General features: G+C 71.8%; 22 protein-coding genes and 1 tRNA gene. 3 read left to right on the forward strand and 20 right to left on the reverse strand.

Annotation, left to right across the window (positions count from 1 at the left end):
* Nucleotides 1–50: 50 nt before the first annotated feature.
* The 14 genes from AC0VYN_RS24180 to pgsA form a co-directional block, all read right to left on the reverse strand.
* The gene (locus tag AC0VYN_RS24180) at nucleotides 51–599 is read right to left on the reverse strand and encodes an adenine phosphoribosyltransferase (protein ID WP_385472917.1); all 549 of its coding nucleotides are present in this window, start codon (nucleotides 597–599) and stop codon (nucleotides 51–53) included.
* Nucleotides 596–1,717 (reverse strand): protein translocase subunit SecF, encoded by a 1,122-nt coding sequence (gene secF, locus AC0VYN_RS24185; RefSeq protein ID WP_475532675.1) that lies wholly within the window; start codon nucleotides 1,715–1,717, stop codon nucleotides 596–598. The genes AC0VYN_RS24180 and secF overlap by 4 nt, the downstream gene beginning before the upstream one ends.
* A 3-nt stretch (nucleotides 1,718–1,720) precedes the next feature.
* Nucleotides 1,721–3,508 carry a protein translocase subunit SecD gene (gene secD / locus AC0VYN_RS24190; protein ID WP_385472920.1) on the reverse strand — a complete coding sequence of 596 codons (1,788 nt, stop codon included), beginning with the start codon at nucleotides 3,506–3,508 and terminating at the stop codon, nucleotides 1,721–1,723.
* 116 nt (nucleotides 3,509–3,624) lie between these two features.
* Nucleotides 3,625–4,119 carry a preprotein translocase subunit YajC gene (gene yajC, locus AC0VYN_RS24195; protein WP_451687081.1) on the reverse strand — a complete coding sequence of 165 codons (495 nt, stop codon included), beginning with the start codon at nucleotides 4,117–4,119 and terminating at the stop codon, nucleotides 3,625–3,627.
* 175 nt (nucleotides 4,120–4,294) lie between these two features.
* Complete coding sequence (gene ruvB, locus AC0VYN_RS24200; protein ID WP_475532676.1) at nucleotides 4,295–5,368, reverse strand: Holliday junction branch migration DNA helicase RuvB; 1,074 nt, start codon at nucleotides 5,366–5,368, stop codon at nucleotides 4,295–4,297.
* A gap of 27 nt (nucleotides 5,369–5,395) precedes the next feature.
* A complete protein-coding gene (gene ruvA / locus AC0VYN_RS24205; protein WP_475532677.1) occupies nucleotides 5,396–6,001 on the reverse strand; it encodes a Holliday junction branch migration protein RuvA in 606 nt (201 codons plus the stop codon).
* Complete coding sequence (gene ruvC / locus AC0VYN_RS24210) at nucleotides 5,998–6,582, reverse strand: crossover junction endodeoxyribonuclease RuvC (protein ID WP_475532678.1); 585 nt, start codon at nucleotides 6,580–6,582, stop codon at nucleotides 5,998–6,000. Before ruvC ends, ruvA begins: the two co-directional genes overlap by 4 nt.
* 117 nt (nucleotides 6,583–6,699) lie before the next feature.
* Entirely contained in the window at nucleotides 6,700–7,452 is a 753-nt protein-coding gene (locus AC0VYN_RS24215; RefSeq protein ID WP_386922130.1) for a YebC/PmpR family DNA-binding transcriptional regulator, read from the reverse strand.
* Between the two features lie 48 nt (nucleotides 7,453–7,500).
* Nucleotides 7,501–8,109 (reverse strand): pyridoxal 5'-phosphate synthase glutaminase subunit PdxT, encoded by a 609-nt coding sequence (gene pdxT, locus AC0VYN_RS24220; RefSeq protein ID WP_386922128.1) that lies wholly within the window; start codon nucleotides 8,107–8,109, stop codon nucleotides 7,501–7,503.
* 12 nt (nucleotides 8,110–8,121) lie between these two features.
* Nucleotides 8,122–9,033: a pyridoxal 5'-phosphate synthase lyase subunit PdxS gene (gene pdxS / locus AC0VYN_RS24225; protein WP_350719183.1), complete on the reverse strand. Its 912-nt coding sequence runs from the start codon at nucleotides 9,031–9,033 to the stop codon at nucleotides 8,122–8,124.
* Nucleotides 9,034–9,239: 206 nt separating this feature from the next.
* Entirely contained in the window at nucleotides 9,240–9,782 is a 543-nt protein-coding gene (locus AC0VYN_RS24230; protein WP_385469484.1) for a LemA family protein, read from the reverse strand.
* A gap of 168 nt (nucleotides 9,783–9,950) precedes the next feature.
* Nucleotides 9,951–11,117, reverse strand: a complete 1,167-nt coding sequence (locus AC0VYN_RS24235; protein WP_475532679.1) for a glycosyltransferase family 4 protein — start codon at nucleotides 11,115–11,117, stop codon at nucleotides 9,951–9,953.
* The gene (locus AC0VYN_RS24240; protein WP_475532680.1) at nucleotides 11,114–12,043 is read right to left on the reverse strand and encodes a phosphatidylinositol mannoside acyltransferase; all 930 of its coding nucleotides are present in this window, start codon (nucleotides 12,041–12,043) and stop codon (nucleotides 11,114–11,116) included. The genes AC0VYN_RS24235 and AC0VYN_RS24240 overlap by 4 nt, the downstream gene beginning before the upstream one ends.
* Nucleotides 12,040–12,765 (reverse strand): phosphatidylinositol phosphate synthase, encoded by a 726-nt coding sequence (pgsA, locus tag AC0VYN_RS24245; RefSeq protein ID WP_475536973.1) that lies wholly within the window; start codon nucleotides 12,763–12,765, stop codon nucleotides 12,040–12,042. Before pgsA ends, AC0VYN_RS24240 begins: the two co-directional genes overlap by 4 nt.
* 204 nt (nucleotides 12,766–12,969) lie before the next feature.
* On the opposite strand from pgsA, the gene AC0VYN_RS24250 reads away from it, so the two are divergent.
* Nucleotides 12,970–15,168 carry an elongation factor G-like protein EF-G2 gene (locus AC0VYN_RS24250; RefSeq protein ID WP_475532681.1) on the forward strand — a complete coding sequence of 733 codons (2,199 nt, stop codon included), beginning with the start codon at nucleotides 12,970–12,972 and terminating at the stop codon, nucleotides 15,166–15,168.
* 219 nt (nucleotides 15,169–15,387) lie between these two features.
* Nucleotides 15,388–17,049, forward strand: a complete 1,662-nt coding sequence (locus AC0VYN_RS24255; RefSeq protein ID WP_475532682.1) for a hypothetical protein — start codon at nucleotides 15,388–15,390, stop codon at nucleotides 17,047–17,049.
* 133 nt (nucleotides 17,050–17,182) lie between these two features.
* Here the strand turns inward: AC0VYN_RS24255 and AC0VYN_RS24260 are convergent, their stop codons facing one another.
* The 4 genes from AC0VYN_RS24260 to AC0VYN_RS24275 all read right to left on the reverse strand — a co-directional run bounded on the left by AC0VYN_RS24260 (nucleotide 17,183) and on the right by AC0VYN_RS24275 (nucleotide 21,666).
* A complete protein-coding gene (locus tag AC0VYN_RS24260; protein WP_385469494.1) occupies nucleotides 17,183–17,728 on the reverse strand; it encodes an HIT family protein in 546 nt (181 codons plus the stop codon).
* A gap of 79 nt (nucleotides 17,729–17,807) precedes the next feature.
* The gene (gene thrS, locus AC0VYN_RS24265; protein WP_386922120.1) at nucleotides 17,808–19,784 is read right to left on the reverse strand and encodes a threonine--tRNA ligase; all 1,977 of its coding nucleotides are present in this window, start codon (nucleotides 19,782–19,784) and stop codon (nucleotides 17,808–17,810) included.
* Nucleotides 19,785–19,876: 92 nt separating this feature from the next.
* Entirely contained in the window at nucleotides 19,877–21,103 is a 1,227-nt protein-coding gene (locus AC0VYN_RS24270) for a hypothetical protein (RefSeq protein WP_475532683.1), read from the reverse strand.
* Nucleotides 21,100–21,666 (reverse strand): DUF4365 domain-containing protein, encoded by a 567-nt coding sequence (locus AC0VYN_RS24275; protein WP_385469501.1) that lies wholly within the window; start codon nucleotides 21,664–21,666, stop codon nucleotides 21,100–21,102. Before AC0VYN_RS24275 ends, AC0VYN_RS24270 begins: the two co-directional genes overlap by 4 nt.
* Nucleotides 21,667–21,837: 171 nt before the next feature.
* Here AC0VYN_RS24275 and AC0VYN_RS24280 point away from each other — a divergent pair, with 171 nt between their 5' ends.
* A complete protein-coding gene (locus AC0VYN_RS24280) occupies nucleotides 21,838–22,563 on the forward strand; it encodes an exonuclease domain-containing protein (RefSeq protein ID WP_475532684.1) in 726 nt (241 codons plus the stop codon).
* 47 nt (nucleotides 22,564–22,610) lie between these two features.
* Here the strand turns inward: AC0VYN_RS24280 and AC0VYN_RS24285 are convergent.
* Nucleotides 22,611–22,682: transfer RNA gene (locus tag AC0VYN_RS24285), tRNA-Val, on the reverse strand.
* 39 nt (nucleotides 22,683–22,721) lie between these two features.
* Nucleotides 22,722–23,171 (reverse strand): SRPBCC family protein, encoded by a 450-nt coding sequence (locus AC0VYN_RS24290; RefSeq protein ID WP_475532685.1) that lies wholly within the window; start codon nucleotides 23,169–23,171, stop codon nucleotides 22,722–22,724.
* Nucleotide 23,172: the final 1 nt, after the last annotated feature.

Raw genomic sequence — 23,172 nt, forward strand, 5'->3', positions numbered from 1 at the left:
CGGGCGCCGGATTCCTCCGGCGCCCGCCTCCCCCCGCGGCACGGGCCGCGTCAGACGGTGAGCAGCGCTTCCAGCGGGGCGCCGGCCAGAGCGGGCTCCAGTCGGGCACGCCCGTCGAGGAAGCCCAGCTCCATCAGCACGGCCAGGCCCGCTACCTGCGCGCCGGCCCGGCGGATGAGCTGGACGGAGGCCTCGGCGGTGCCTCCGGTGGCGAGGACGTCGTCGACGATCAGTACGCGGTCGTCGGCGGCCAGGTCCTCGGCGTGCACCTCGATCTCGGCCGACCCGTACTCCAGGTCGTAGGACTGGCCGAGGGTGGCTCCCGGGAGCTTGCCCGCCTTGCGCACGGGGACGAAGCCGAGGCCCGAGCGCAGGGCGACCGGGGCGCCGAGGATGAAGCCCCGGGCCTCCAGCCCGACGACCTTGGTGGCGCCGGTGCGCGCGGCGACCTCGGCGAGGGCGTCGGTGAGCGCGGTGAACGCCGCCGGGTCCGCCAGGAGCGGGGTGATGTCCTTGAACATCACGCCCGGCTCCGGGTAGTCGGGCACGTCCCTGATGCGGCTGAGCAGCAGCGCCGGGACGTCTGCGAGCCCGGTCATCGGCGCTTCCCCGAGGGTCGGCCGCGGCCCCGGTTGCGGGACGCGGGCTGGTTGCGGGGACCGACCACCGCGGGCGCGGCGTCCTCCGGCTCGTCGTCGGCGTACGGCCCGTCGGTGACGGCTTCCTCCGCCGGCTCCCCCGTGGCCCCGCCCTGGGCGCGCTTGGCGAGGACGCGCTTCCTGAGGGACTTCATCTGCGGCTCGGCCTCCTTGAGATCGGCGACCAGCGGCGTGGCGATGAAGATCGAGGAGTACGCACCGGCCGCGAGGCCCACGAACAGCGACAGCGAGATGTCGTTGAGCATGCCGGCGCCGAGGACACCGCCGCCGATGAACAGCAGGCCGCCCACCGGGAGCAGCGCGACCACCGTGGTGTTGATGGAGCGGACCAGGGTGCTGTTGATCGAGCGGTTGGCGATCTCGCTGTAGGTCCAGCGGGACTGCTTGGTGATGTCCTTCGTCTGCTCCTTGAGGCTGTCGAAGACGACGACCGTGTCGTAGAGCGAGTAACCGAGGATCGTGAGCAGACCGATCACCGTGCCCGGCGTGACCTCGAAGCCGACGAGGGCGTAGATGCCGGTGGTGATCGTGATGTCGTGGATCAGCGCGACGAACGCGGCGAGCGCCATGCGCCACTCGAACGCGATCGCCAGGTAGATCACGACCAGGACCATGAAGATCGCAAGGCCCTGCCAGGCCTTGTTGGCGATCTGGTCGCCCCAGCTGGGGCCGACCAGGTCGGCGTTGATCTTCTCCGAGTCGACCTTCAGGTCCTTGGAGAGGTCGTCCTTGATCTGGTCCGACTTGCCGGTGTCGATGCCCGCGATCTGGATGCGCAGGCTGCCGTCGCCGAGCTTCTGGACGATCGCGTCGTGGCCGGACGCCTCCTCCGCGTACGTCTCAGCCTGGGACACCGAGGCGCTCATGTTCTTGGGGGTGGTGAAGACCGCACCGCCCTGGAACTCGATGCCCATGTGCAGGCCGCGCACCGCCAGGCCGACGATCGCCGTGATGGTGATCAGGATGGAGATGCCGTACCAGATCTTGCGGTTCTTGATGAAGTCGTAGCCGACCTCGCCATGGTGCAGCCGGGCGCCGAGCTTGCCGAGCTTCGACATCTCTCACGCCTCCTTCGGGTCGACAGGGCCGGCGGACGGACGGCGGGTGCGGCGGAGCGGCGGCTTGGCACCCAGGCTCTTCGGATCGAGGCCGGACCACTTGTGGCCGCTCGCGAAGAACTTGCGGCGGGCCATCAGCGTGAGCAGCGGCTTGGTGAAGAGGAACACCACCACCACGTCGAGCAGGGTGGTCAGACCCAGGGTGAACGCGAAGCCCTGGACCTTGCCGACGGTGACGATGAAGAGCACCGCCGCGGCGAGGAACGACACGAAGTCGGAGACCAGGATGGTGCGCCGGGCGCGCGGCCAGCCGCGCTCGACCGCGGGACGCAGCGAGCGTCCCTCGCGGATCTCGTCACGGACGCGTTCGAAGTACACGATGAACGAGTCCGCCGTGATGCCGATGGCGACGATGGCGCCGCAGACGGCCGGCAGGTTCAGCGCGAAGCCGATGGTCGGGCCGAGCAGCGCCATGATCACGTACGTCAGGCCCGCGGACACCAGCAGCGAGGCCACGGCGATGAACGACAGACCGCGGTAGTACAGCAGCAGGTAGAGGACGACCAGCGCGAGGCCGATCGCGCCGGCGATCAGACCGGCCTTCAGCTGCTCACCGCCGAGCGCGGCGGTGACGGTGGTGACGCTGTCCTCCTTGAAGCTCAGCGGCAGGGCACCGTAGGACAGCATGTTGGCGAGGCTCTGGGCCTCCTCCTGGTCGAAGCTGCCGGAGATCTCCGCGTTGCCGCCGGTCAGTGCCTGGCTGACGTAGGGGTCGGAGACGACCTCGTTGTCCAGGACGATGGCGAACTGGTTCTGCGGGGACTGGTTCTGGGCCAGCTTGCCGGTGATGTCCGCGAACTTCTTGGAGCCGGAGTTCGTGAACTTCATGGTGACGGTCCAGCCGGCGGCGGTCTGCGTGTTGAAGACCGCCTTGGCCTCGTCCACGTCGGTGCCGTCGACCGCGGCGGGGCCGAGGACGTACTTCTGCCACTGGCCCTGCGAGTTCTGGCCGCAGGCCAACGTCGAGTCGCCGGGCTTGGCGCCGTTGCCGGCCTTGGCGCGGTCCGCCTTCTTCGTGCAGTCCAGAGCCGCGTACTGGGCCTGGAGCTTGGCGGTGGCGTCGTCGCCGGAGGCGCTGGCGCTCGGGGACGGGGAGGCGTCACCGGTGGCCTTGCCGGAGGCGGACGGGCTGGGGTCGGCCTTCAGGGCGTCGGTGACCGCGCGGCCCTGGGTGGTGGCACTGGCCGAGGCGGAGCCGGACGGCGACGAGCTCGCCTTCTCTCCGTCGGTGGCCTTGTCGGTCGCCTTGTCGGTGGCCTTGTCGGTCGCCTTGTCCGAGGCACCGGAGGCGCTCGGCGAGGGGCTGTCCGTGGCGGCGGCACCGGAGAGTTCGGTGGCGAGGACCGGGCGGAAGTAGAGCTTGGCGGTGGTGCCGACCTGCGCCCGTGCTTCCTTGGAGTTCGTACCCTTGGGGATGTTGACGATGATGTTGCGGTCGCCCTGGGTCTGAACCTCGGCCTCGGAGACACCCAGACCGTTGACACGGTTGTTCATGATGTCAACGGCGGTGTCCATGTTCGTCTTGTTGATCGCGGATTCCTGGCCGGGTTCCGAGACCGCCCTGAGGGTGATGCTCGTGCCGCCGGCCAGGTCGATCCCGAGACGCGGAGTCGTGTGTCCGGAGGCGAACATGCCTCCCGTGAGCGCCGCGATGACGATCACGATCAGGGCCAGCGAGCGCCCGGGCTTGCTCTGAGCGCTCGCGGTCTTTCCCTTTTTAGGTGCTACCACCTGTTCGTACTCCCTCTCGAGCCGCGTCACGCCGGGACGGCGAACCGGCGGCCATCACATGGTGTGGGGATCCGCGCGACGCGCGGGGTGCACGGTCCGCGCACCCCGGGGCGCGGCTACTTCGCCTCGGAACCGCCGTCGGACTTCTTCGGCTGCTCGTCCGCCTTCGCCTCGGCGGGCGCGGCGTCGACCGTCGGCTCGTCGGCCGCGTCCTTCTTGCCGAGGTCGACGGACTTGTCGTCGGCGTCGGCGGCGGCCGGGGCGTCGGTCCCGGTGAGGGAGGAGGCGTCGTCCGGAACGACGTCGGCGTCGGACTTCAGGTCGTGCTCGATGCCGTGCACGATGCGGTTGTACTCGTCGTCGGTGAGGACGGCACCGATGGAGTTCTTGGCGAAGAGCAGCTCGACGCCCGGACCGGCGTCGAGGAGGACCGTGTCCTCGCTGACCTCCTTGACCGTGGCGTACATGCCCCCGATGGTGCGGACACCGGAACCGGGCTGCATCTGGTTCCGCATGTCGGCGGCCTGCTGCTGCTTCTTCTTCGCCGACCGGGTCATCAGGAACATGGCCCCGATGAGCACGATGAACGGGAGGAGGGTCACGAGACTCACGGGTCGGTACTTCCTTCACACGACCGCGAAGATGAGCGGCCTGATGGTTGGGGGTGTGTGCGCCACCGGCAGGGGCGGCATCGGCGGAGTCTAAGCGAGTCCGCGCGCATGGAACAACGCTCAGCATGGCACCGGGGTTCCTGCTCCGGCGAATGTCGTGGTCGCGACGGGGGTGTCACGCCCCGAACAGGTCCTGTTGTCCCTTTCCGGACTGCTGCGCACGCGGCGGGGTGAGGCCGAGGTGCGCCCATGCCGCCGGGGTCGCGACCCGTCCGCGCGGGGTGCGGGCCAGCAGGCCCTCCCGCACGAGGAAGGGTTCGGCGACCTCTTCCACTGTCTCACGCTCCTCCCCCACGGCGACGGCGAGCGTGGAGAGGCCGACCGGGCCGCCACCGAACAGCTTGAGCAGTGCCTCCAGCACGGCCCGGTCGAGGCGGTCCAGGCCCCGGGCGTCCACCTCGTAGACCGCGAGGGCGGCCGCGGCGATCTCCTGGGTGATCAGACCGTCGGCCTTGACCTGGGCGTAGTCGCGGACGCGGCGCAGCAGGCGGTTGGCGATGCGGGGGGTGCCGCGGGAGCGGCCGGCGATCTCGGCGGCGCCGGCGGTGTCGATGCCGACGTCGAGCAGGCCGGCGGAGCGGTGGACGACCCGTTCCAGCTCGGCCGGTCCGTAGAACTCCATGTGCGCGGTGAAGCCGAAGCGGTCGCGCAGCGGGGGCGGCAGCAGTCCCGCCCGCGTGGTGGCGCCGACCAGGGTGAACGGGGGCAGTTCGAGCGGGATGGCGGTGGCGCCCGGGCCCTTGCCGACGATGACGTCGACGCGGAAGTCCTCCATCGCCATGTAGAGCATCTCCTCGGCGGGCCGGGACATGCGGTGGATCTCGTCCAGGAAGAGGACCTCGCCCTCCTGGAGGGAGGAGAGGATCGCGGCGAGGTCTCCGGCGTGCTGGATGGCGGGGCCGGAGGTGATGCGGATCGGGGCGCCCATCTCGGCCGCGATGATCATGGAGAGGGTGGTCTTGCCGAGGCCGGGGGCGCCGGAGAGCAGGACGTGGTCGGCGGTGGCCCCGCGCGCGCGTGCGGCGCGCAGCACGAGGTCGAGCTGTTCGCGGACCTTCTCCTGGCCGATGAACTCGCCCAGGTCCTTGGGGCGCAGGGCCGCCTCCACGGCCTGGTCCTCGCCGTCGGCGACCGAGTCCACCAGGCGTTCGCCCGCGGCCTCGGTGTCGGTCGTGTCGTCCCGGTTCATGAGGTGTGCCTCGGCTCTCGCTACGGACTATCGGGCGCGGTTCAGTGTCTGCAGGGCGGCCTTGAGCAGCTGCCCCACCTGGGGCGTGCCCGCGGCGGCCTCCGCCTGGGGGGCCACGGCGGACACGGCCTCGTCGGCCTCCCGGGTCGCGTACCCGAGGCCGATCAGGGCGGCGTGCAGCTGGTCGCGCCAGCCGGGGCCGGCCGGGGCGCCGACGGCGGGGGCACCGACCGGTTCGCCGAGGCGGTCCTTCAGTTCCAGCAGGAGCTTCTGGGCGCCCTTCCTGCCGATGCCCGGGACGGCGGTCAGGGCCTTCTCGTCCCCGGTGGAGACGGCTCTGCGCAGGGCGTCGGGGCTGTGCACGGCGAGCATGGCCTGCGCCAGGCGGGGGCCGACGCCGCTGGCGGTCTGGAGCAGCTCGAAGACCTGGCGTTCGTCGTCGTCGGCGAAGCCGTACAGCGTCAGTGAGTCCTCGCGGACGACGAGGGAGGTGGCGAGCTTGGCGGGCTTGCCGACGCGGAGGGCGGAGAGCGTGTTCGGCGTGCACTGGACGGCCATGCCGACACCGCCGACCTCGACCACCGCGGTGTCGGGGGCGAGGGCGGCGACCGTGCCGCTGACGAAGGCGATCATGCCGTGTGGCCTTTCGGTGCGTGCGGGGCTTTCGGGGTGCGCGGGCCTCCCGGCGCCCGGAGGGTGCGGGAGGCGTGCTGGGCGGCGGCCTGCTGGAGCCGGTACTGCGCGGGGGCGCGCCAGATGTGGCAGATGGCGAGGGCGAGCGCGTCGGCGGCGTCGGCGGGCTTCGGGGGCGCGGCCAGCCGCAGCAGGCGGGTGACCATGGCGCCCACCTGGGCCTTGTCGGCGCGTCCGCTGCCGGTGACGGCGGCCTTGACCTCGCTGGGGGTGTGCAGGGCGACGGGGATGCCGCGACGGGAGGCGCACAGGATGGCGACGGCGCTGGCCTGGGCGGTGCCCATCACGGTGCGGACGTTGTGCTGGCTGAAGACGCGCTCCACGGCGACGAACTCCGGCCGGTGCTCGTCCAGCCACCGCTCGATGCCCTGCTCGACGGCGACGAGGCGGTGGCCGAGGTCGGCGTCGGCGGAGGTGCGGACGACGCCGACGCCGATCATGGTCAGCGGCCTGCCCGCGACGCCCTCGACGACACCGACGCCGCAGCGGGTCAGCCCCGGGTCCACCCCCAGTACACGCACGCCCACGCCCTCCCGTCGATCACCTGTTTGTGCAGGCTATCGGGTGCCACCGACAACGGCGGCGGGCCGGGGGACGTGTCCCTCCGGCCCGCCGGACCGCCGTCGCGTGTGCGGACGCTACGCGTCGACCTTCTCCATGACCTCGTCGCTGACGTCGAAGTTGGCGAAGACGTTCTGCACGTCGTCGCTGTCCTCGAGGGCGTCGATCAGCTTGAAGATCTTCCGGGCACCGTCCTCGTCCAGCTCGACCTGCATGGTCGGGACGAAGTTGGCGTCGGCGGACTCGTAGTCGATGCCGGCGTCCTGGAGGGCGGTGCGGACCGCGACCAGGTCGGTGGCCTCGCTGATGACCTCGAAGGTCTCGCCGAGGTCGTTGACCTCCTCGGCGCCCGCGTCCAGGACGGCGCCGAGCACGTCGTCCTCGCCCAGCTCGCCCTTGGGGACGATGACGACGCCCTTGCGGTTGAACAGGTACGACACCGATCCCGGGTCGGCCATGGAGCCGCCGTTGCGGGTCATGGCGACGCGGACGTCGGAGGCGGCGCGGTTGCGGTTGTCGGTGAGGCACTCGATGAGCACCGCGACACCGTTCGGGCCGTAGCCCTCGTACATGATCGTCTCGTAGTCGGCGCCACCGGCCTCCAGGCCGCCGCCGCGCTTGACCGCGGAGTCGATGTTCTTGTTCGGGACCGACTGCTTCTTCGCCTTCTGGATGGCGTCGTACAGCGTCGGGTTGCCCTCGATGTCGACGCCGCCCATGCGCGCCGCGACCTCGATGTTCTTGATCAGCTTCGCGAAGAGCTTGCCGCGCTTGGCGTCGATCACGGCCTTCTTGTGCTTCGTCGTAGCCCATTTAGAGTGGCCGGACATCTGCCTGTCTCCTTCGCGTAACCCATCTCTGCAACGAACGCAGGAATCCTACAAGGACTCCGCCGCCCGGTTCGCGCGCACCATGTCGGCGAAGAGGCGGTGGACGCGGTGGTCTCCGGTCAGTTCCGGGTGGAACGACGTGGCCAGCGCGTTGCCCTGGCGGACCGCGACGATGTGGCCCTCGTGCTCGGCGAGCACCTCGGCCGCGGCGCCCACGGACTCGACCCAGGGGGCGCGGATGAAGACGCCCTCGACGGGATCGCCCCCGACGCCCGCGATGTCGACGGCCGCCTCGAAGGACTCGTTCTGCCGTCCGAAGGCGTTGCGGCGCACGATCATGTCGATGCCGCCGACCGTCTCCTGCCCGGAGCGGGGGTCGAGGATCTTGTCGGCCAGCAGGATCATGCCGGCGCAGGTGCCGTAGACGGGCAGGCCCGCGCGGACGCGTGCGCGCAGCGGCTCCATCACGCCGAAGAGGACGGCCAGTTTGGAGATGGTGGTGGACTCGCCGCCGGGCAGCACGAGGCCGTCGACCTCGGCGAGTTCCTCGGGGCGCCTGACCGGCCTGGCCACGGCATCGGCCGCGGCCAGGGCGACGAGGTGCTCCCGTACGTCGCCCTGGAGGGCCAGGACTCCGATGACGGGGGTGTCACTCATGGGTCCTGTGCCCTACCAGCCGCGGTTGGCGTAGCGCTCGGTCTCGGGGAGGGTGTCGCAGTTGATGCCGACCATGGCCTCGCCGAGGTTGCGGGACGCGTCCGCGATGATCTTCGGGTCGTCGTAGAAGGTGGTCGCCTTCACGATGGCGGCGGCGCGCTTGGCCGGGTCGCCGGACTTGAAGATGCCGGAGCCGACGAAGACACCCTCGGCGCCGAGCTGGCGCATCAGCGCGGCGTCGGCGGGGGTGGCCACACCGCCGGCGGAGAACAGGACGACCGGGAGCTTGCCCAGCTCGGCGACCTCGCGGACCAGCTCGTACGGGGCGCGCAGCTCCTTGGCGGCGGCGTACAGCTCGTTGTTGTCGTAGCCGCGCAGGCGGGCGATCTCGTTCTTGATCTGGCGCAGGTGGCGGACGGCCTCGACGACGTTGCCGGTGCCGGCCTCGCCCTTGGAGCGGATCATGGCCGCGCCCTCGGCGATGCGGCGCAGGGCCTCGCCGAGGTTGGTGGCACCACAGACGAACGGCGTCGTGAAGGCGAACTTGTCGCTGTGGTTGACCTCGTCGGCCGGGGTGAGGACCTCGGACTCGTCGATGTAGTCGACGCCGAGGGACTGCAGGACCTGGGCCTCGACGAAGTGGCCGATGCGGGACTTGGCCATCACCGGGATGGAGACGGCGTCGATGATGCCCTCGATCATGTCCGGGTCGGACATGCGGGCCACACCGCCGTCCTTGCGGATGTCGGCCGGGACGCGCTCCAGGGCCATGACGGCGACGGCGCCCGCGTCCTCGGCGATCTTCGCCTGCTCCGGCGTGACGACGTCCATGATCACGCCGCCCTTGAGCTGCTCGGCCATGCCGCGCTTCACACGGGCGGTGCCGGTCTCGGGGGCCTGGTTTTCGGAGAGCGTGCTGGACACGGGTACCTCGCTGAAGGGAAAAGGGGGTGTTTCTGCAGCACTGAGGTAACGCGAATGGACCAGGCCACAGCAAGGGCCAATGGACAGTCGGTGGATCCTTTTGCGGCGAAGGGCCGGGGCGCGGGCCCGGGTCCGTCGTCCGGAGCGGGCCGGCTGAGGGAGACCGTGCGGCCCCGCGACGCCGGCGTGAACCGGACGACGGGGCCCTAGGCGGCCCGGTCCACCAGCGCCGCCGGCGGCTCGTCGTCCATCTCGAAGGCCAGCGGGAAGGGGGCGTGTCCGGCCAGCCGGAACCAGCGCACCTTGCGGTGTTCGCGCAGGCGGCGGGCGGCGCCCACGGCGTCGTTGTGGAAGCGCCGGGCCATCGGCACCCGGCGGACCGCCTCGGTCAGTTCGCGGGCGGCCTCCTCTCCCCCGGGTGCCTCGCGCACGGCCTCCACCTGCCGGACGTCCTCGAACACCACCCGCAGGGCCTGGCTCAGCTCGCTCTCGGCGACCTCGCGCTGTTCCTCCTCCGACTGCCGGGCGGCGTGCGCGGCCTCGTACAGGACGATCGAGGCGGCCGGGTCGAGCACGCCCGAGGTGGCCAGTTCCTGGGCCACGGAGGCCCGGCGCAGCAGCTGTGCGTCGAGCGCGGCACGGGCGGCGTCGATGCGGGCGTGCAGGCGGTCCAGCCGGCCCGCCGTCCAGCTCAGATACAGGCCGATCGCGACGAGGACGGCCAGGATCCAGATGAGGGTTGCAGTCACGGGCGGCAACCCTACGGGAGCGCTCCGCCGGGCCGGGCGGGTGCCTGGTGCCGGGCGTCACCGGGGGCTGCGCCCCCGGAACGCCCTCCGGCCCGGACGGGCCTCGTCCTCACACGCCGGGCTGGGTGAACGACCGGCTCCGGCTCCCGGACCGTCCGGTCCCGGACCTCAGTCCTTCGCCGCCAGGCCGAACCGCGCGCGCAGGCCCGTCGCCCTTTCGTCCGCCGCCACCGCGGCCGCTCCGGCCGTCACCGTCTCGTAGACGGAAAGGATGTCCGCGCCGACCGTCGACCAGTCGAAGCGCCGTACGTGCGCGCTGCCCCGCTCCCGCAGCCCGGCCCGGCGCTCCGGGTCGGCCAGCAGCCGTACCGCCGCGTCGGCCAGCGCGTCGGCGTCCTCGTTGGCGAACAGCTCGCCGGCCGCCCCCTGGTCGAGGACCTGGGCGAAGGCGTCCAGGTCGGAGGCGAGCACGGGGGCGCCCCCCGACATGGCCTCGACGAGGACGATGCCGAAGCTCTCGCCGCCGGTGTTGGGCGCCACGTACAGGTCCACGCTGCGCAGGAGACGCGCCTTGTCCTCGTCGCCGACCATGCCGAGGAACTCCACCCGGGAGCGCAGCCCGGCGGGCAGGGACGCCACGGCCTCCTTCTCGTCGCCGCGTCCGGCGACCAGCAGCCGGGTCTCCGGACGTGCCGCGAGGATCTTGGGCAGGGCCCGCATCAGCACCGGCAGGCCCTTGCGGGGCTCGTCGATGCGCCCGATGAAGCCGATCGTGCCGCCCTGCCACTCGGGCTTCGGCTCCGCCCCGGCGAAGAAACCGACGTCGACGCCGTTGGGGATCACGACCGCGTCCCCGCCCAGGTGCTCGACGAGTGTGCGGCGGGCGTACTCGCTCACCGCGATCCGGGCGCTGATCTTCTCCAGGGCGGCCTGGAGGATCGCGTAGGCGGCGATCATCGCCCGCGAGCGCGGGTTGGAGGTGTGGAAGGTGGCCACGATCGGGCCCTGCGCCGCCCAGCAGGTCAGCAGGCCCAACGACGGCGAGGTCGGCTCGTGGATGTGGATGACGTCGAAGGCGCCCTCGTGCAGCCAGCGCCGGACCCGGGCCGCCGACAGGAAGCCGAAGTTCAGGCGGGCCACCGAGCCGTTGTACGGCACCGGCACCGCGCGCCCGGCCGAGACGACGTACGGGGGCAGCGGGGTGTCGTCGTCGGCGGGCGCGAGGACGGACACCTCGTGGCCGAGGCGGATGAAGTACTCGGCGAGGTCGCGGATGTGGAACTGGACGCCGCCCGGCACGTCCCAGGAGTACGGGCAGACGATGCCGATCCTCACGAGGCGTCCCGCTCGCCGGGGGCGGGTGCCTTGGCCGGGTCCAGGTCCCTCAGCCACAGCCGCTGCAGCATGTGCCAGTCCTCCGGGTGGTCGGCGATCCCCGTGGCGAAGGCGTCGGCCAGCGCCTGGGTCATGACGGACGTCTTCTCGCGCCGGGTACCCGACTCGGGCACGGGGACCGGCGCGTGGACCCGGCCCCGCATGACCGGCGAGTCGTCGTACCAGAGCGTCACCGGCAGCAGCCGCGCGCCGGTCTGCTGGGCGAGCAGGGCGGGACCGGCCGGCATGCGGGCCGTCTCGCCGAAGAAGCCGACCTCCACGCCGGAGGCGGACAGGTCGCGGTCGGCGACCAGGCAGACCAGGCCGCCGTCGCGCAGCCGCCGGGCGAGCGTGCCGAAGGCCGTTCCGCCGCTGTGCGGCAGGACCTCCATGCCGAGGCCCTCCCGGTAGGCGACGAAGCGGTCGTAGAGCGTCTCCGGCTTGAGGCGCTCGGCGACGGTCGTGAACGGGATGCCCAGCCGGGTGGTGACCCAGGCGCCGGCGAGGTCCCAGTTGGCCAGGTGCGGCAGGGCGATTATCACGCCCTTGCCGGCGTCCATGCCCTCGGTCAGGTGGTGCAGGTCCTTCGGGTCGAAGCCCTCCCTGACGCGCTCGGCGCTCCAGGCGGGCAGCCGGAAGGACTCCATCCAGTACCGCAGGTACGAGCGCATGCCCGCGCGCGAGAGTTCGGCGAGCCGCTCCGGGGTCGCGTCGGGCACCACGCGTGCGTAGTTGCCCTCGAGCCGCCGTACGCCCGTACCGCGCCGCTTCCAGGCGAGGTCCGCGACGGTGCGGCCGAGGCGCACCGCGACCGGCTCGGGGAGCTTCTTGACGGTGCTCCAGCCTGCGCCGTACAGGGCGTCGGACAGCCGCTCGCGAGCGCTCACTTCGCCGCCTCGGTGCCCTGGTTCTCCTGGGCGGCGGCCTCCGCCTCCGCGGACTCGCGGCGGACCGTGACGACGCGCTGGACCAGCGTGACGAGGCTGCCGACGGCGACGATCCACAGGGCGATCGGCAGCAGGTACTGGACGCCGGGCACGCCGAACTTGTGCAGTCCCGCGAAACCGGCCGCGACCAGCGAGATCACGAGACGCTCGGCGCGCTCGACCAGCCCGTTGACGGCGACCGGCAGACCGATCGACTCGCCGCGCGCCTTGGTGTACGACACCACCTGGCCGCTGGCCAGGCAGAAGATCGACACGGCGCACAGCACGTTGTCGTCGCCGCCGCCCGCGTACCAGAGGGCGAAGCCGCCGAAGATCGCGCCGTCGGCGACCCGGTCCAGGGTGGAGTCCAGGAAGGCGCCCCAGCGGCTGGAACGGCCGAGCTGGCGTGCCATGTTGCCGTCGACGAGGTCGGAGAACACGAACAGCGTGATCACGACCGTGCCCCAGAAGAACTCGCCCATGGGGTAGAAGACCAGCGCACCCGCGACCACCCCGGCGGTGCCGATCAGCGTGACCGTGTCCGGGCTGACGCCCCTGCGGATGAGAAACGCGGCGAACGGTGTGAGGACACGCGTAAAAAATGCACGCGCGTACTTGTTCAGCATGGCCTTCCCGACGGTCGGTGTGGCCGCGCGGCCCTTGCTGGCCACCGGCTGGCCCATCGTAGTCACGCGCGCGCATGCGCGGCGGACGGGCACCCGGACCCGTTCTCCGCCGCCGGCGGGGCCGGGCTCCGTCCGTCGTATGGACGCGGCGTGACGGGAGTGGGAATCTCGAAGGACCGCGGGCGTCGCCGGAGCCGCCAGTGCACGCGGTCCCGCGCGTCCGCGCCCACAACGACCTCACCGTGCACGGGAGGCAAGGACATGGGCGACAAGGCACATACCCACCCCGGGGCCGCCGGCAGGGCAACGGCGGCCGACCATCCCGCGTCCGTACGGAATGTGGTGCTGGTCGGCCACTCCGGATCGGGCAAGACGACTCTGGTGGAGGCCCTCGCGCTGACCGCGGGAGCGGTGAACCGGGCCGGCCGCGTGGAGGACGGCGGCTGCGTCTCGGACTACGACGAGATCGAGCACCGGCAGCAGCGCTCGGTGCAGCTCTCCCTGGTGCCGGTGGAATGGGACGGCATCAAGATCAATCTGTTGGACACCCCCGGATACGCCGACTTCGTCGGTGACCTCAGGGCCGGTCTGCGCGCCGCGGACGCGGCCCTCTTCGTCGTCTCGGCCTCCGACGGGGTGGACGGCTCGACCCGCATGGTGTGGGACGAGTGCGCGGCCGTCGGCATGCCGCGCGCCATCGTCGTCACGCACCTGGAGGCGGCCCGGGCCGACTTCGAGGAGATGACGCGGATCTGCGCCGAGGCGTTCGGCGGGGACGACCCCGACGCCGTGCTGCCGTTGTACCTGCCCCTGCGCGGACCGCAGGGGCCCGACGGCCACGCGCCCGTGACGGGGCTGATGGGGCTGCTGACGCAGCGGCTGTTCGACTACTCCTCCGGCGTGCGCGAGGAGTCCGAGCCGGTCGGGGACCAGCTGCCGGTGATCGAGGAGGCCCGCAGCCTGCTCATCGAGGGGATCATCGCCGAGAGCGAGGACGAGACCCTGATGGACCGCTACCTCGGCGGCGAGCCGGTCGACGTCGGCACCCTGGTCCAGGACCTGGAGCGGGCCGTCGCGCGCGGCGCGTTCTTCCCCGTCCTGGCCGCCGCCCCCGCCGCCGGGGGCGCGCGGCAGGGACTGGGCACGGTCGAGCTGCTGGAGCTGATCACCCGCGGCTTCCCGACCCCGCTCGAACGCGAGGCGCCCCGGGTGACCACGCCCGACGGCACACCGCGCGAGCTGCGGATGTGCGACCCCGGGGAGTCGCTGGTCGCGGAGGTCGTCAAGACGTCCTCCGACCCGTACGTCGGCCGGATCTCGCTGATCCGCGTCTTCTCGGGCACCCTGCGGGCCGACCAGACGGTGCACGTCTCCGGGCACGGACTGGCCGACCGCGGCCACGAGGACCACGACGTCGACGAGCGGATCGGCGCCCTGTCGACGCCGTTCGGCAAACAGCAGCGGCCGGTCACGCACGTGATCGCGGGCGACCTGGCGTGCGTGGCGAAGCTGACCCGCGCGGAGACCGGGGACACCCTGTCGGCCAAGGACGACCCGCTGCTGATGGCTCCCTGGGAGATGCCCGACCCGCTGCTGCCGCTCGCCATCCAGGCGCACAGCAAACCCGACGAGGACAAGCTGTCCCAGGGGCTCGCCCGGCTGGTCGCCGAGGATCCGACGATGCGGCTGGAGCAGAACCAGGACACCCACCAGGTCGTCCTGTGGTGCCTGGGCGAGGCCCACGCGGACGTCGCCCTGGAGCGGCTGCGCAGCCGGTACGGCGTCCAGGTCGACGTCGTGCCGCACCAGGTGTCCCTGCGGGAGACGTTCGGGAGCAGGGCGACCGGGCGCGGGCGGCACGTCAAGCAGTCCGGCGGGCACGGGCAGTACGCCATCTGCGAGATCGAGGTGGAGCCGCTGCCGGGCGGTTCGGGCATCGAGTTCGTGGACAGGGTGGTCGGCGGTGCGGTGCCCCGGCAGTTCATCCCCTCGGTCGAGAAGGGCGTGCGGGCGCAGGCGGCCAAGGGGGTCGCCTCGGGGCATCCGCTGATCGACGTCCGGATCACGCTGCTGGACGGCAAGGCGCACTCGGTGGACTCCTCCGACGCCGCCTTCCAGACGGCCGGCGCGCTGGCGCTGCGCGAGGCCGCGGCCGACGCCCGGATCCATCTGCTGGAGCCGGTGGCCGAGGTGGGTGTCCTGGTCGGCGACGACTACGTGGGCGCCGTGATGAGCGACCTGTCGGGGCGGCGCGGCCGGGTGCTCGGCACCGAGCGGACCAACGGCGGGCAGACCCTGATCCGGGCCGAGATCCCCGAGATCGAGATCGGCCGGTACGCGGTGGACCTGCGCTCCCTGTCGCACGGCACCGCGCGCTTCGACCGCCGGTACGCGCGGCACGAACCGATGCCGCCGCAGGTCGCGGAACGGCTGCGCGAGGAGGTGCGTGCGGCCTCCTGACGGCGCCGGGACCGGCGCGGGCCGCCCCGCGCCGGAGGCCCGCCGCCCCGGCGCACGACGGCGCATCTCGGCATCAACCCGCGCGCGCGGGGGCGCCTTTGGCCGTCCGGTGACGCATGCCGGTGGCTGCGGATACGCTGATGACCTGATCAACAGGTGTGCGGGGCAGGGAAGTCGGGAAGGCCGCAGGAGCGACAGTGGTGGCGATCGGGGGCGGGAATGACCGTTGACGGCGGTTACGCGGACTTCTTCGGACCGCAGGTTCCGCGTACGGACGACGGGGGGCAGACGGCCACCTTCGCGCTGGCCTCGGCCGCCTACCGGGACGACCCGATGGAGGAGATCAAGAAGGCCGACAACGAGTGGCACCAGACGACCGTCAACACGGGCCGCTCCTGGGCCACGATCTTCCGTCCCAATCTCGGCGAGGCCTTCTCCCGCGCGGTGGCCGACCGCATGCTCGGCGGCGACCGCAAGCCGCTCATCCAGTCCTTCGGGGCCGAGCCGCAGGTGGTGGTGGAGCACTGCCTGGCGGCCAACGGCATCCGCAAGGCCCGGGACAACCGGCTGACCATGGTCAGCGTGCTGTGCGGCCTGCTGTTCCTCCCGGGCGCGCTGGTCTGGCTGCTCGGTTTCCAGATCCGCACCACGGTCGCCAAGGCGGAGAACAAGCAGGCCGGGGCCCTGGGCACCGCCGTGCTCCTGGCGATCGCCGCGCTGGCCGTGCTGTTCCTGATCAAGATGCCCTTCTCCGGCTTCTGGGCCTGGTACGCGCGCGCGGCCGTCGTGATGCCCGTCGTCGGCTGGTTCTGGGCCAAGCGGATCTGCGAGCGGACGGCCAGGGACCTGCGCGAGCGCTGGGACGGCCTGCTGTCCGGCAGCGGCATCGGCGCCAAGGTGCCCGAGGCGGTGCCCAGCAACCCGAACGAGACGGCGGCCGAGCAGCTCCGCCAGTCCCTGGCCAGGCTCGGTGCCGAGCAGCAGTCCAACTCCGTCTTCTACGCCGGCCCCAAGGGCGTCCTCGGCATGGGCACCCGGTGGGGCAGCTGGCAGCTCGCCGAGGAGCTGGTGCCGGCCGACCCGGCCCGGGAGATCCATCCGTTCCGCAGCTGGGACGTCATACGGTCGATCCACGACCAGCTGCGCATGCTGGAGCGCGGCCCGCTGAACACCGGCGGCTTCACCAAGCCGTCCATACGGCACTGGGTCGTCACGCCGATCGGGGAGAACGCCAAGGCGGTCTCCCGCCCCGAGGGCACGGACGTCCAGGCGTACCAGGTCAAGCCGCACGCGATCCAGGAGATCTGCAACAAGCAGCAGTTCGGCGCCGGTGACCGGCACTACCTGGGCGTCCAGTGGACGCTGTGGGACGGCCAGTTGGTGATCACGATGCTGATCACGGTCACCGTGCTGCACTCGACGCTGCGCATCGAGGTGACCGGGCACGCCCTGGGTCCGGTCAACCCGCTCTTCACGACGAAGCCGGAGGCTCCCTCCAAGGAGGTCGCCAAGTCGTTCAAGCCGTGGGAGACGCGCAAGGTGATGCTCCCCCTGGTCACCGCCAACGAGGTGGTACGGCTCGCCGTCCGCGCTCCGCTCACGTGGTACCCGCCCCTGCTGAACTGGCTCGGCGGCACGATCGGTCTGCCGGAGCCCTTCGGTCTGCGGCACGCGTGGGCGGACCAGCCGTGGCGGCACCGCTTCATGGCCGACGACGCGCTGCGGGCGGCGACGCCGGTGCTGCGGGTCGTGCACTCGGCCGCCATCCGGGTCCTGGAGGAGAACGGCGTGGACACCGAGAAGTTCGGGGCGCGGTCGGCGTTCCTCAGCACGGCGGTGCAGGATCCTTCGCCCCGGAAGGCCGACGTCTACGACGCGTAGGCCTCCGGCCGCTGGGCCGGAGACGTGCGGGCGGCGTCACCGGGGGCCGCGCCCCCGGACCCCCTTCGGCCCGAACGGCCTGGTCGTCGAACGCCGGACGGGCCGGCGGGTGCGGCCCGAGCCCAGGCTCCGGCTAGGCCGGCCAGGCCTTCGCCAGCATCGTGCGCGTGTCCCCCAGCAGCTGCGGCAGCACCTTCGTGTGGCCGACGACCGGCATGAAGTTCGTGTCGCCGCCCCAGCGGGGCACGATGTGCTGGTGCAGATGCGCGGCGATGCCCGCGCCGGCCACCGTGCCCTGGTTCATGCCGATGTTGAACCCGTGGGCGCCGGAGGCGGTCCGCAGGGCCGTCATCGCCTGCTTGGTCAGCAGTGCCAGCTCGGCCGTCTCGGCGTCGGTCAGCTCGGTGTAGTCGGCCACGTGCCGGTACGGGACGGTCATCAGGTGGCCGCCGTTGTAGGGGTACAGGTTGAGCACCGCGTACACGTGCTCACCGCGCCGGACGACGAGCCCGTCCTCGTCGGACTTGGCCGGGATGGAGCAGAAGGGACAGCCGTCGTCGGCGCCGGGGCCGCTCGGCTTGTTCTCACCCTGGATGTAGGCCATCCGGTGGGGCGTCCACAGGCGCTGGAACGCGTCCTGCGTCCCCACTCCGATCTGCTGCTCCGGCTCACTCGTCATGCGTGCAGCATATGGCGTCACCGGGGGGCCGCGGAAAAAGCCCCCGGGATCGCTCCCGGGGGCCGTGCGGTCCGTGCGGTCAGACCTGCGCCCGCTCCTCGACGACCTTCGCGATCTTCGCGATGGCCTCGTCGACGGGGATGCCGTTCTCCTGCGAGCCGTCGCGGTAGCGGAAGGAGACGGCGCCGTTGGCCATGTCCTCGTCACCCGCGATGACCATGAAGGGCACCTTCTGCTTCTGGGCGTTCCTGATCTTCTTCTGCATGCGGTCGGAGGAGGAGTCCACCTCGACGCGCAGGCCCTGCCTCTTCGCGGCCGCGGCGAACTTCTCCAGGTACTCGACGTGCGCGTCGCCGATCGGGATGCCGACCGCCTGGACCGGGGCCAGCCAGGCCGGGAAGGCGCCCGCGTAGTGCTCCAGCAGGACGGCGAAGAACCGCTCGATGGAGCCGAACAGCGCGCGGTGGATCATGACCGGGCGCTGCTTGGAGCCGTCCGCGCCGGTGTACTCCAGGTCGAAGCGCTCCGGCAGGTTGAAGTCGAGCTGGATGGTCGACATCTGCCAGGTGCGGCCGATGGCGTCCTTGGTCTGGACGGAGATCTTCGGACCGTAGAAGGCGGCGCCGCCCGGGTCGGGGACGAGGGGCAGGCCCTGCTTCTCGGCGACCTGGCGCAGCGTTTCGGTGGCCTCTTCCCAGGCCTCGTCGGAGCCGACGAACTTCTCCGGGTCCTTGGTGGACAGCTCCAGGTAGAAGTCGGTCAGACCGTAGTCGCGCAGCAGGCCGAGGACGAAGGTGAGCGTCTTGTCGAGCTCCTCCGACATCTGCTCGCGGGTGCAGTAGATGTGCGCGTCGTCCTGGGTGAAGCCGCGGGCCCGGGTCAGGCCGTGCACGACGCCCGACTTCTCGTACCGGTACACGGTGCCGAACTCGAACAGGCGCAGCGGCAGCTCGCGGTACGAGCGGCCACGCGCGTCGAAGATCAGGTTGTGCATCGGGCAGTTCATGGGCTTGAGGTAGTAGTCCACGCCCTCGTCGAGCTGCATGGGCGGGTACATGCCGTCGGCGTACCAGTCCAGGTGGCCCGAGGTCTCGAAGAGCTTCCCCTTCGTCGCGTGCGGGGTGTAGACGAACTCGTACCCCTCCTCCTCGTGGCGGCGGCGCGAGTAGTCCTCCATGACGCGGCGGATGATGCCGCCCTTGGGGTGGAAGACCGCGAGGCCGGAGCCGATCTGCTCCGGGACGGAGAACAGGTCCAGCTCGCTGCCGAGCTTCCGGTGGTCGCGCTTCTCGGCCTCGGCGAGGAACTCCAGGTGCGCCTTCAGCTCCTCCTTGGAGGGCCATGCGGTGCCGTAGATGCGCTGGAGCATCGGGTTCTTCTCGCTGCCGCGCCAGTAGGCGGCGGCGTTGCGCATGAGCTTGAACGCCGGGATGTTCCTTGTGGTGGGCAGGTGGGGACCGCGGCAGAGGTCCTTCCAGCACAGCTCGCCGGTCTTGGCGTCCAGGTTGTCGTAGATCGTCAGCTCGCCGGCGCCGACCTCGACGTCCGCGCCGTCGTCGTGGGAGGCGGAGCCCTTGAGGCCGATCAGCTCCAGCTTGTACGGCTCGTCGGCGAGCTCCTCACGGGCGGCCTCGTCGGTGACCACGCGGCGGGAGAAGCGCTGGCCGCGCTTCTGGATCTCCTGCATCTTCTTCTCGATGGCCTTGAGGTCATCGGGGTGGAAGGGCTTCTCGACGTCGAAGTCGTAGTAGAAGCCGTCCTTGACGGGCGGCCCGATGCCGAGCTTGGCCTCGGGGAACAGTTCCTGCACGGCCTGGGCCATGACGTGCGCGGTGGAGTGGCGCAGGATGTTCAGGCCGTCCTCGGAGGAGATCTCGACGCCCTCGACGGTCTCACCGTCCCGGAGCTCGTACGCGAGGTCCCTGAGCTCGCCGCCGACGCGGGCGGCGACGATCGAGCGCTCGCCGGCGAAGAGCTCGGCGGCCGTAGTGCCCGTAGTCACCACGCGTTCTTCCCGCTCGGAATCGCGTTGGATGATCACACGGACGTCTGACACCGGTCTCTCCTGACTGAAGGCGGGGCTGCGGCGCCATACCGGAGCGCACGCATGAGGGCGATCGTACCGACCCGGGCCCGCCCCGGTCGAAGTCACTCCCCGCCGCAGGCCTCCCCGAAGACGTCCAGGTTCTCGTGGAGGGCCTTCAGCAGCCGGTCCCGCTCGGCGTCGTCGACCTGCACGGGGGCGACCTCGCAGGCGCCGGTGAGGCGGCGGAATCCGCCGCGGCTCTCGAGCCGTCCCAGCACGCGCACGGGCAGCCCGACGAGGTGCGCGTGCCCGGCGATCCGGTACGCCTCCTCGTCCAGGGTGATCCGCACGTGCGGGACGTCGGCCCCGGCGAGCACCCGCAGCCGTACGGTGCCGGCGCCGCGCGGGCCGGTTCTGCGCATCCGGACGACCGTGCCGGTGAGCCGCACCGGTACGGACGGCTCCGCGCGCAGGTAGCGGGCACCGGCCTCGCGCAGGGCGGGCAGGTCGCCGGGCGAGAACTCGACGGGTTCGGCGCGGGCGGCGCAGCCCTCGGGCACCCCGGCGGCCGGGGCCCACGCCACGGCGACGCGGGCGCCCTCCGTGCCGCGGACGAGGGTGACGAGCGCCTCGGTGAGTTCGTGGCTGACGCCCGCCGCGACGGCGCTGTCGAAGGCGTCCATGGCGCCGGTGGCCCGCCGGTAGTCGACGGCCTCGCGGGCGGCGAAGAGGGCCTGGTGGAGGCGGACGGCGAGGGGGCGGCCGGTGGTGACGGGCACGAAGGCGGTGAGGCGGCGGCCGTCGGGCGAGGGGCCGACCAGGACGTTGGACAGGGACGCGGCGGCGGAGCGGCGGTGCCGGGCCCCGTGGTAGCCGGCCCGCGCGCGGGTGGCGAGGGCGCCGGCGAGGAGGACGCTCCGGGCGGCGGATCGCAGTTGCTCCTCCACCGTCCAGGGCGCGGTGCCGGCCGGGCCGATGGGCAGGTCGCGCCACCAGCGGATCTCGTCGCTGGGCACGGCCAGGGAGACGAGGATCTCCCGGGCGGAGGGCGCGGCGCTGCGGGACAGGGCGTGCAGCGCCTCGCCGAGCAGGTCGTCGCTGTCGGGGAAGGCGCGGCTGTCGGGCACCAGCAGGCTGGTGGCGCCGCCGGGGCCGGGCGGGGTCCAGCGGCCGTAGCGGCCCGGGGCGCCGCCGCGCCGGTGCCAGCCGTGCCGGTGCAGCAGGGCGGCGAGCACGGCCGGGTCCACGGCGGCGGGCTCGGGCGTGCCGCCGTCGCAGGCGGTACCGCCGGCGTCGGCGGCACGGAGCCGGACGGGGCGCGGCGGCTCGGGGGTGGGGCGGTGCGTCATGGTTTCCCTCCCGTCCCGACCCGCGTCATGATCTCGCACAGCGCCCGGTCGTCGAAGACCCGTGCGGTCGGTATCCGCACGGTGGTGCGCCGCCGGCCCGTGACCGGGTGTCCGGCGAGGTTGGTCCAGTAGCAGCAGTGCCTGAGGTCCAGCCGGTCGTGGCCGGCGCGCAGCCACTGGTCCCGGGAGCGCGGGACGATCATCACGACCAGGATCTTGTGCACGGACACCGGGGTGCGGGCGAGCTTGGCCAGGTGGTCGTTGTCGAGCACGAAGGAGAAGAAGGGGCCCGGCGGGCCGGGCGGGATCTGGTAGGTCGCCTTGAGCTGCACCTTGATGGTGACCTCGTCGTCGACGGTGTGGCCGGGTGCGCTGTGGCTGACGTGCCAGTCGATGCCGTTGTCCGGGAAGGGCTGGGACAACGAGCAGCCGGCCGCCGCGGCGACCGCGTGCAGATAGCCGACCTGCAGGGTCTCCATGCAGGCGGTGGTGGCGAGGGAACCGCGAGTGGGCGCCGTGCGCTCGGGCAGCAGCCCGCCCCGTTCGGGCTGCGTTATGGCCATGACCAACAGCCTTCCAGAACTGGTGTATCCGCGCTGCGGGTCGCTGAACTGCAAAGACCCGTACTCCTGTTGTGTCCTTCCGGCGTACGCCGCAAACAGCCCGGGTATCACCGAACCGGGACAGAGGACGGCGTGTCAGCTGCCGTGTACGAACGAGGAGTTGAGTGCCCTATGACGTGCTGGTTCGAGGGGCCGCTGGCCGCCTTCGACACGGAGACCACGGGTGTGGACGTCGAGACCGACCGGATCGTCTCGGCGGCCCTGGTCGTCCAGGACGCCCCGGGGCTCAGGCCCCGGGTCAGCCGCTGGCTGGTGAACCCGGGCGTGCCGGTGCCCGAGGCGGCGACGGCGGTGCACGGGCTGACGGAGGAGCATCTGCAGCGCAACGGACGCTGGCCGGCACCGGTGATGCACGAGATAGCCGAGGCGCTGGGCGAACAGGCCCGGGCCGGACGTCCGCTGGTGGTGATGAACGCGCCGTTCGATCTGACGCTGCTGGACCGGGAGTTGCGCCGGCACCGGGCGTCGTCGCTGGCCGCCCGGCTGGAGCGGACGTCGCTGCACGTCCTCGACCCGCGCGTGCTCGACAAGCACCTGGACCGCTACCGCAAGGGCCGCCGCACCCTCACCGATCTGTGTGCGCACTACGGTGTCGAGCTGGAGGGCGCGCACGACGCGGCGGCCGACGCGCAGGCCGCGCTGGGGGTCGTCCGGGCGGTCGGGCGCCGTTTCCAGTCGCGGCTGGAGCGTCTGTCCGCCGCCGAGCTGCACACGCTCCAGGCGGTGTGGCACGCGGGGCAGGCCCGGGGTCTCCAGGCGTGGTTCGCGCTCAACGGGAGCGAGGAGGCCGTGGATCCCGCCTGGCCCCTGCGCCCGGACCTGCCCGCGGCGGCGTGAGCACACGAAGAAGCCGGTCCGTCGCGTGACGGACCGGCTTTTCCCGGTGGGCGATACTGGGTTCGAACCAGTGACCTCTTCGGTGTGAACGAAGCGCTCTCCCACTGAGCTAATCGCCCGGGAACGCACTGAACAATACAGGGACCGGCGCGGTTCCTTCAAACCGCTCGCAGGTGGGCCGCCAGCCCGCGCCGGCCCGCCCGCATCATCAGCCGGTGGTTGGCCCGGAAGAGGGGCCGTCCCGGCACGGCGAGGCGGCGCAGCAGGGGCTTGCGGACGTCGACCTCCTGGTCGTAGCGGACGTGGGTGCCGCCGGTGCCGTCCGGGGCGACCGTCCAGCGGGCCCGGCCCTCGATGTCGCCGGACAGGCTGACCTCCAGCACACCTGCCGCCGGGTCGTGGCGCAGCTCCCGCACGGTCTGGGTGAGGTCGTACGGGAGGAGGGAGCGGATCCGGACGATGCCGCCGGTGGCGTCGAGACGGGTGACCTCCCGGACCTGAGGCCACCAGCGGGGGTAGTCCTCGACGCGTTCGAGCGCACGGTAGACGGCGGGGGCGGGCGCGGGCAGCGTCCACAGGCTGCGGAAGACGTAATGGTTCCAGTCCACC

This window comes from Streptomyces sp. 63XJN7_1_ISO-PGPR-S23-121, assembly GCF_056173025.1.

What these genes read in the sequence shown, in the direction of transcription:
- AC0VYN_RS24180 (WP_385472917.1), bottom strand. Translation starts at nt 599, where the DNA reads ATGACCGGGCTCGCAGACGTCCCGGCGCTGCTGCTCAGCCGCATCAGG.
- secF (WP_475532675.1), bottom strand. Translation starts at nt 1,717, where the DNA reads ATGTCGAAGCTCGGCAAGCTCGGCGCCCGGCTGCACCATGGCGAGGTC.
- ruvB (WP_475532676.1), bottom strand. Translation starts at nt 5,368, where the DNA reads ATGAACCGGGACGACACGACCGACACCGAGGCCGCGGGCGAACGCCTG.
- ruvA (WP_475532677.1), bottom strand. Translation starts at nt 6,001, where the DNA reads ATGATCGCCTTCGTCAGCGGCACGGTCGCCGCCCTCGCCCCCGACACC.
- AC0VYN_RS24215 (WP_386922130.1), bottom strand. Translation starts at nt 7,452, where the DNA reads ATGTCCGGCCACTCTAAATGGGCTACGACGAAGCACAAGAAGGCCGTG.
- pdxT (WP_386922128.1), bottom strand. Translation starts at nt 8,109, where the DNA reads ATGAGTGACACCCCCGTCATCGGAGTCCTGGCCCTCCAGGGCGACGTA.
- pgsA (WP_475536973.1), bottom strand. Translation starts at nt 12,765, where the DNA reads ATGGGCCAGCCGGTGGCCAGCAAGGGCCGCGCGGCCACACCGACCGTC.
- AC0VYN_RS24250 (WP_475532681.1), top strand. Translation starts at nt 12,970, where the DNA reads ATGGGCGACAAGGCACATACCCACCCCGGGGCCGCCGGCAGGGCAACG.
- AC0VYN_RS24255 (WP_475532682.1), top strand. Translation starts at nt 15,388, where the DNA reads ATGACCGTTGACGGCGGTTACGCGGACTTCTTCGGACCGCAGGTTCCG.
- AC0VYN_RS24260 (WP_385469494.1), bottom strand. Translation starts at nt 17,728, where the DNA reads ATGACGAGTGAGCCGGAGCAGCAGATCGGAGTGGGGACGCAGGACGCG.
- AC0VYN_RS24270 (WP_475532683.1), bottom strand. Translation starts at nt 21,103, where the DNA reads ATGACGCACCGCCCCACCCCCGAGCCGCCGCGCCCCGTCCGGCTCCGT.
- AC0VYN_RS24275 (WP_385469501.1), bottom strand. Translation starts at nt 21,666, where the DNA reads ATGGCCATAACGCAGCCCGAACGGGGCGGGCTGCTGCCCGAGCGCACG.
- AC0VYN_RS24280 (WP_475532684.1), top strand. Translation starts at nt 21,838, where the DNA reads ATGACGTGCTGGTTCGAGGGGCCGCTGGCCGCCTTCGACACGGAGACC.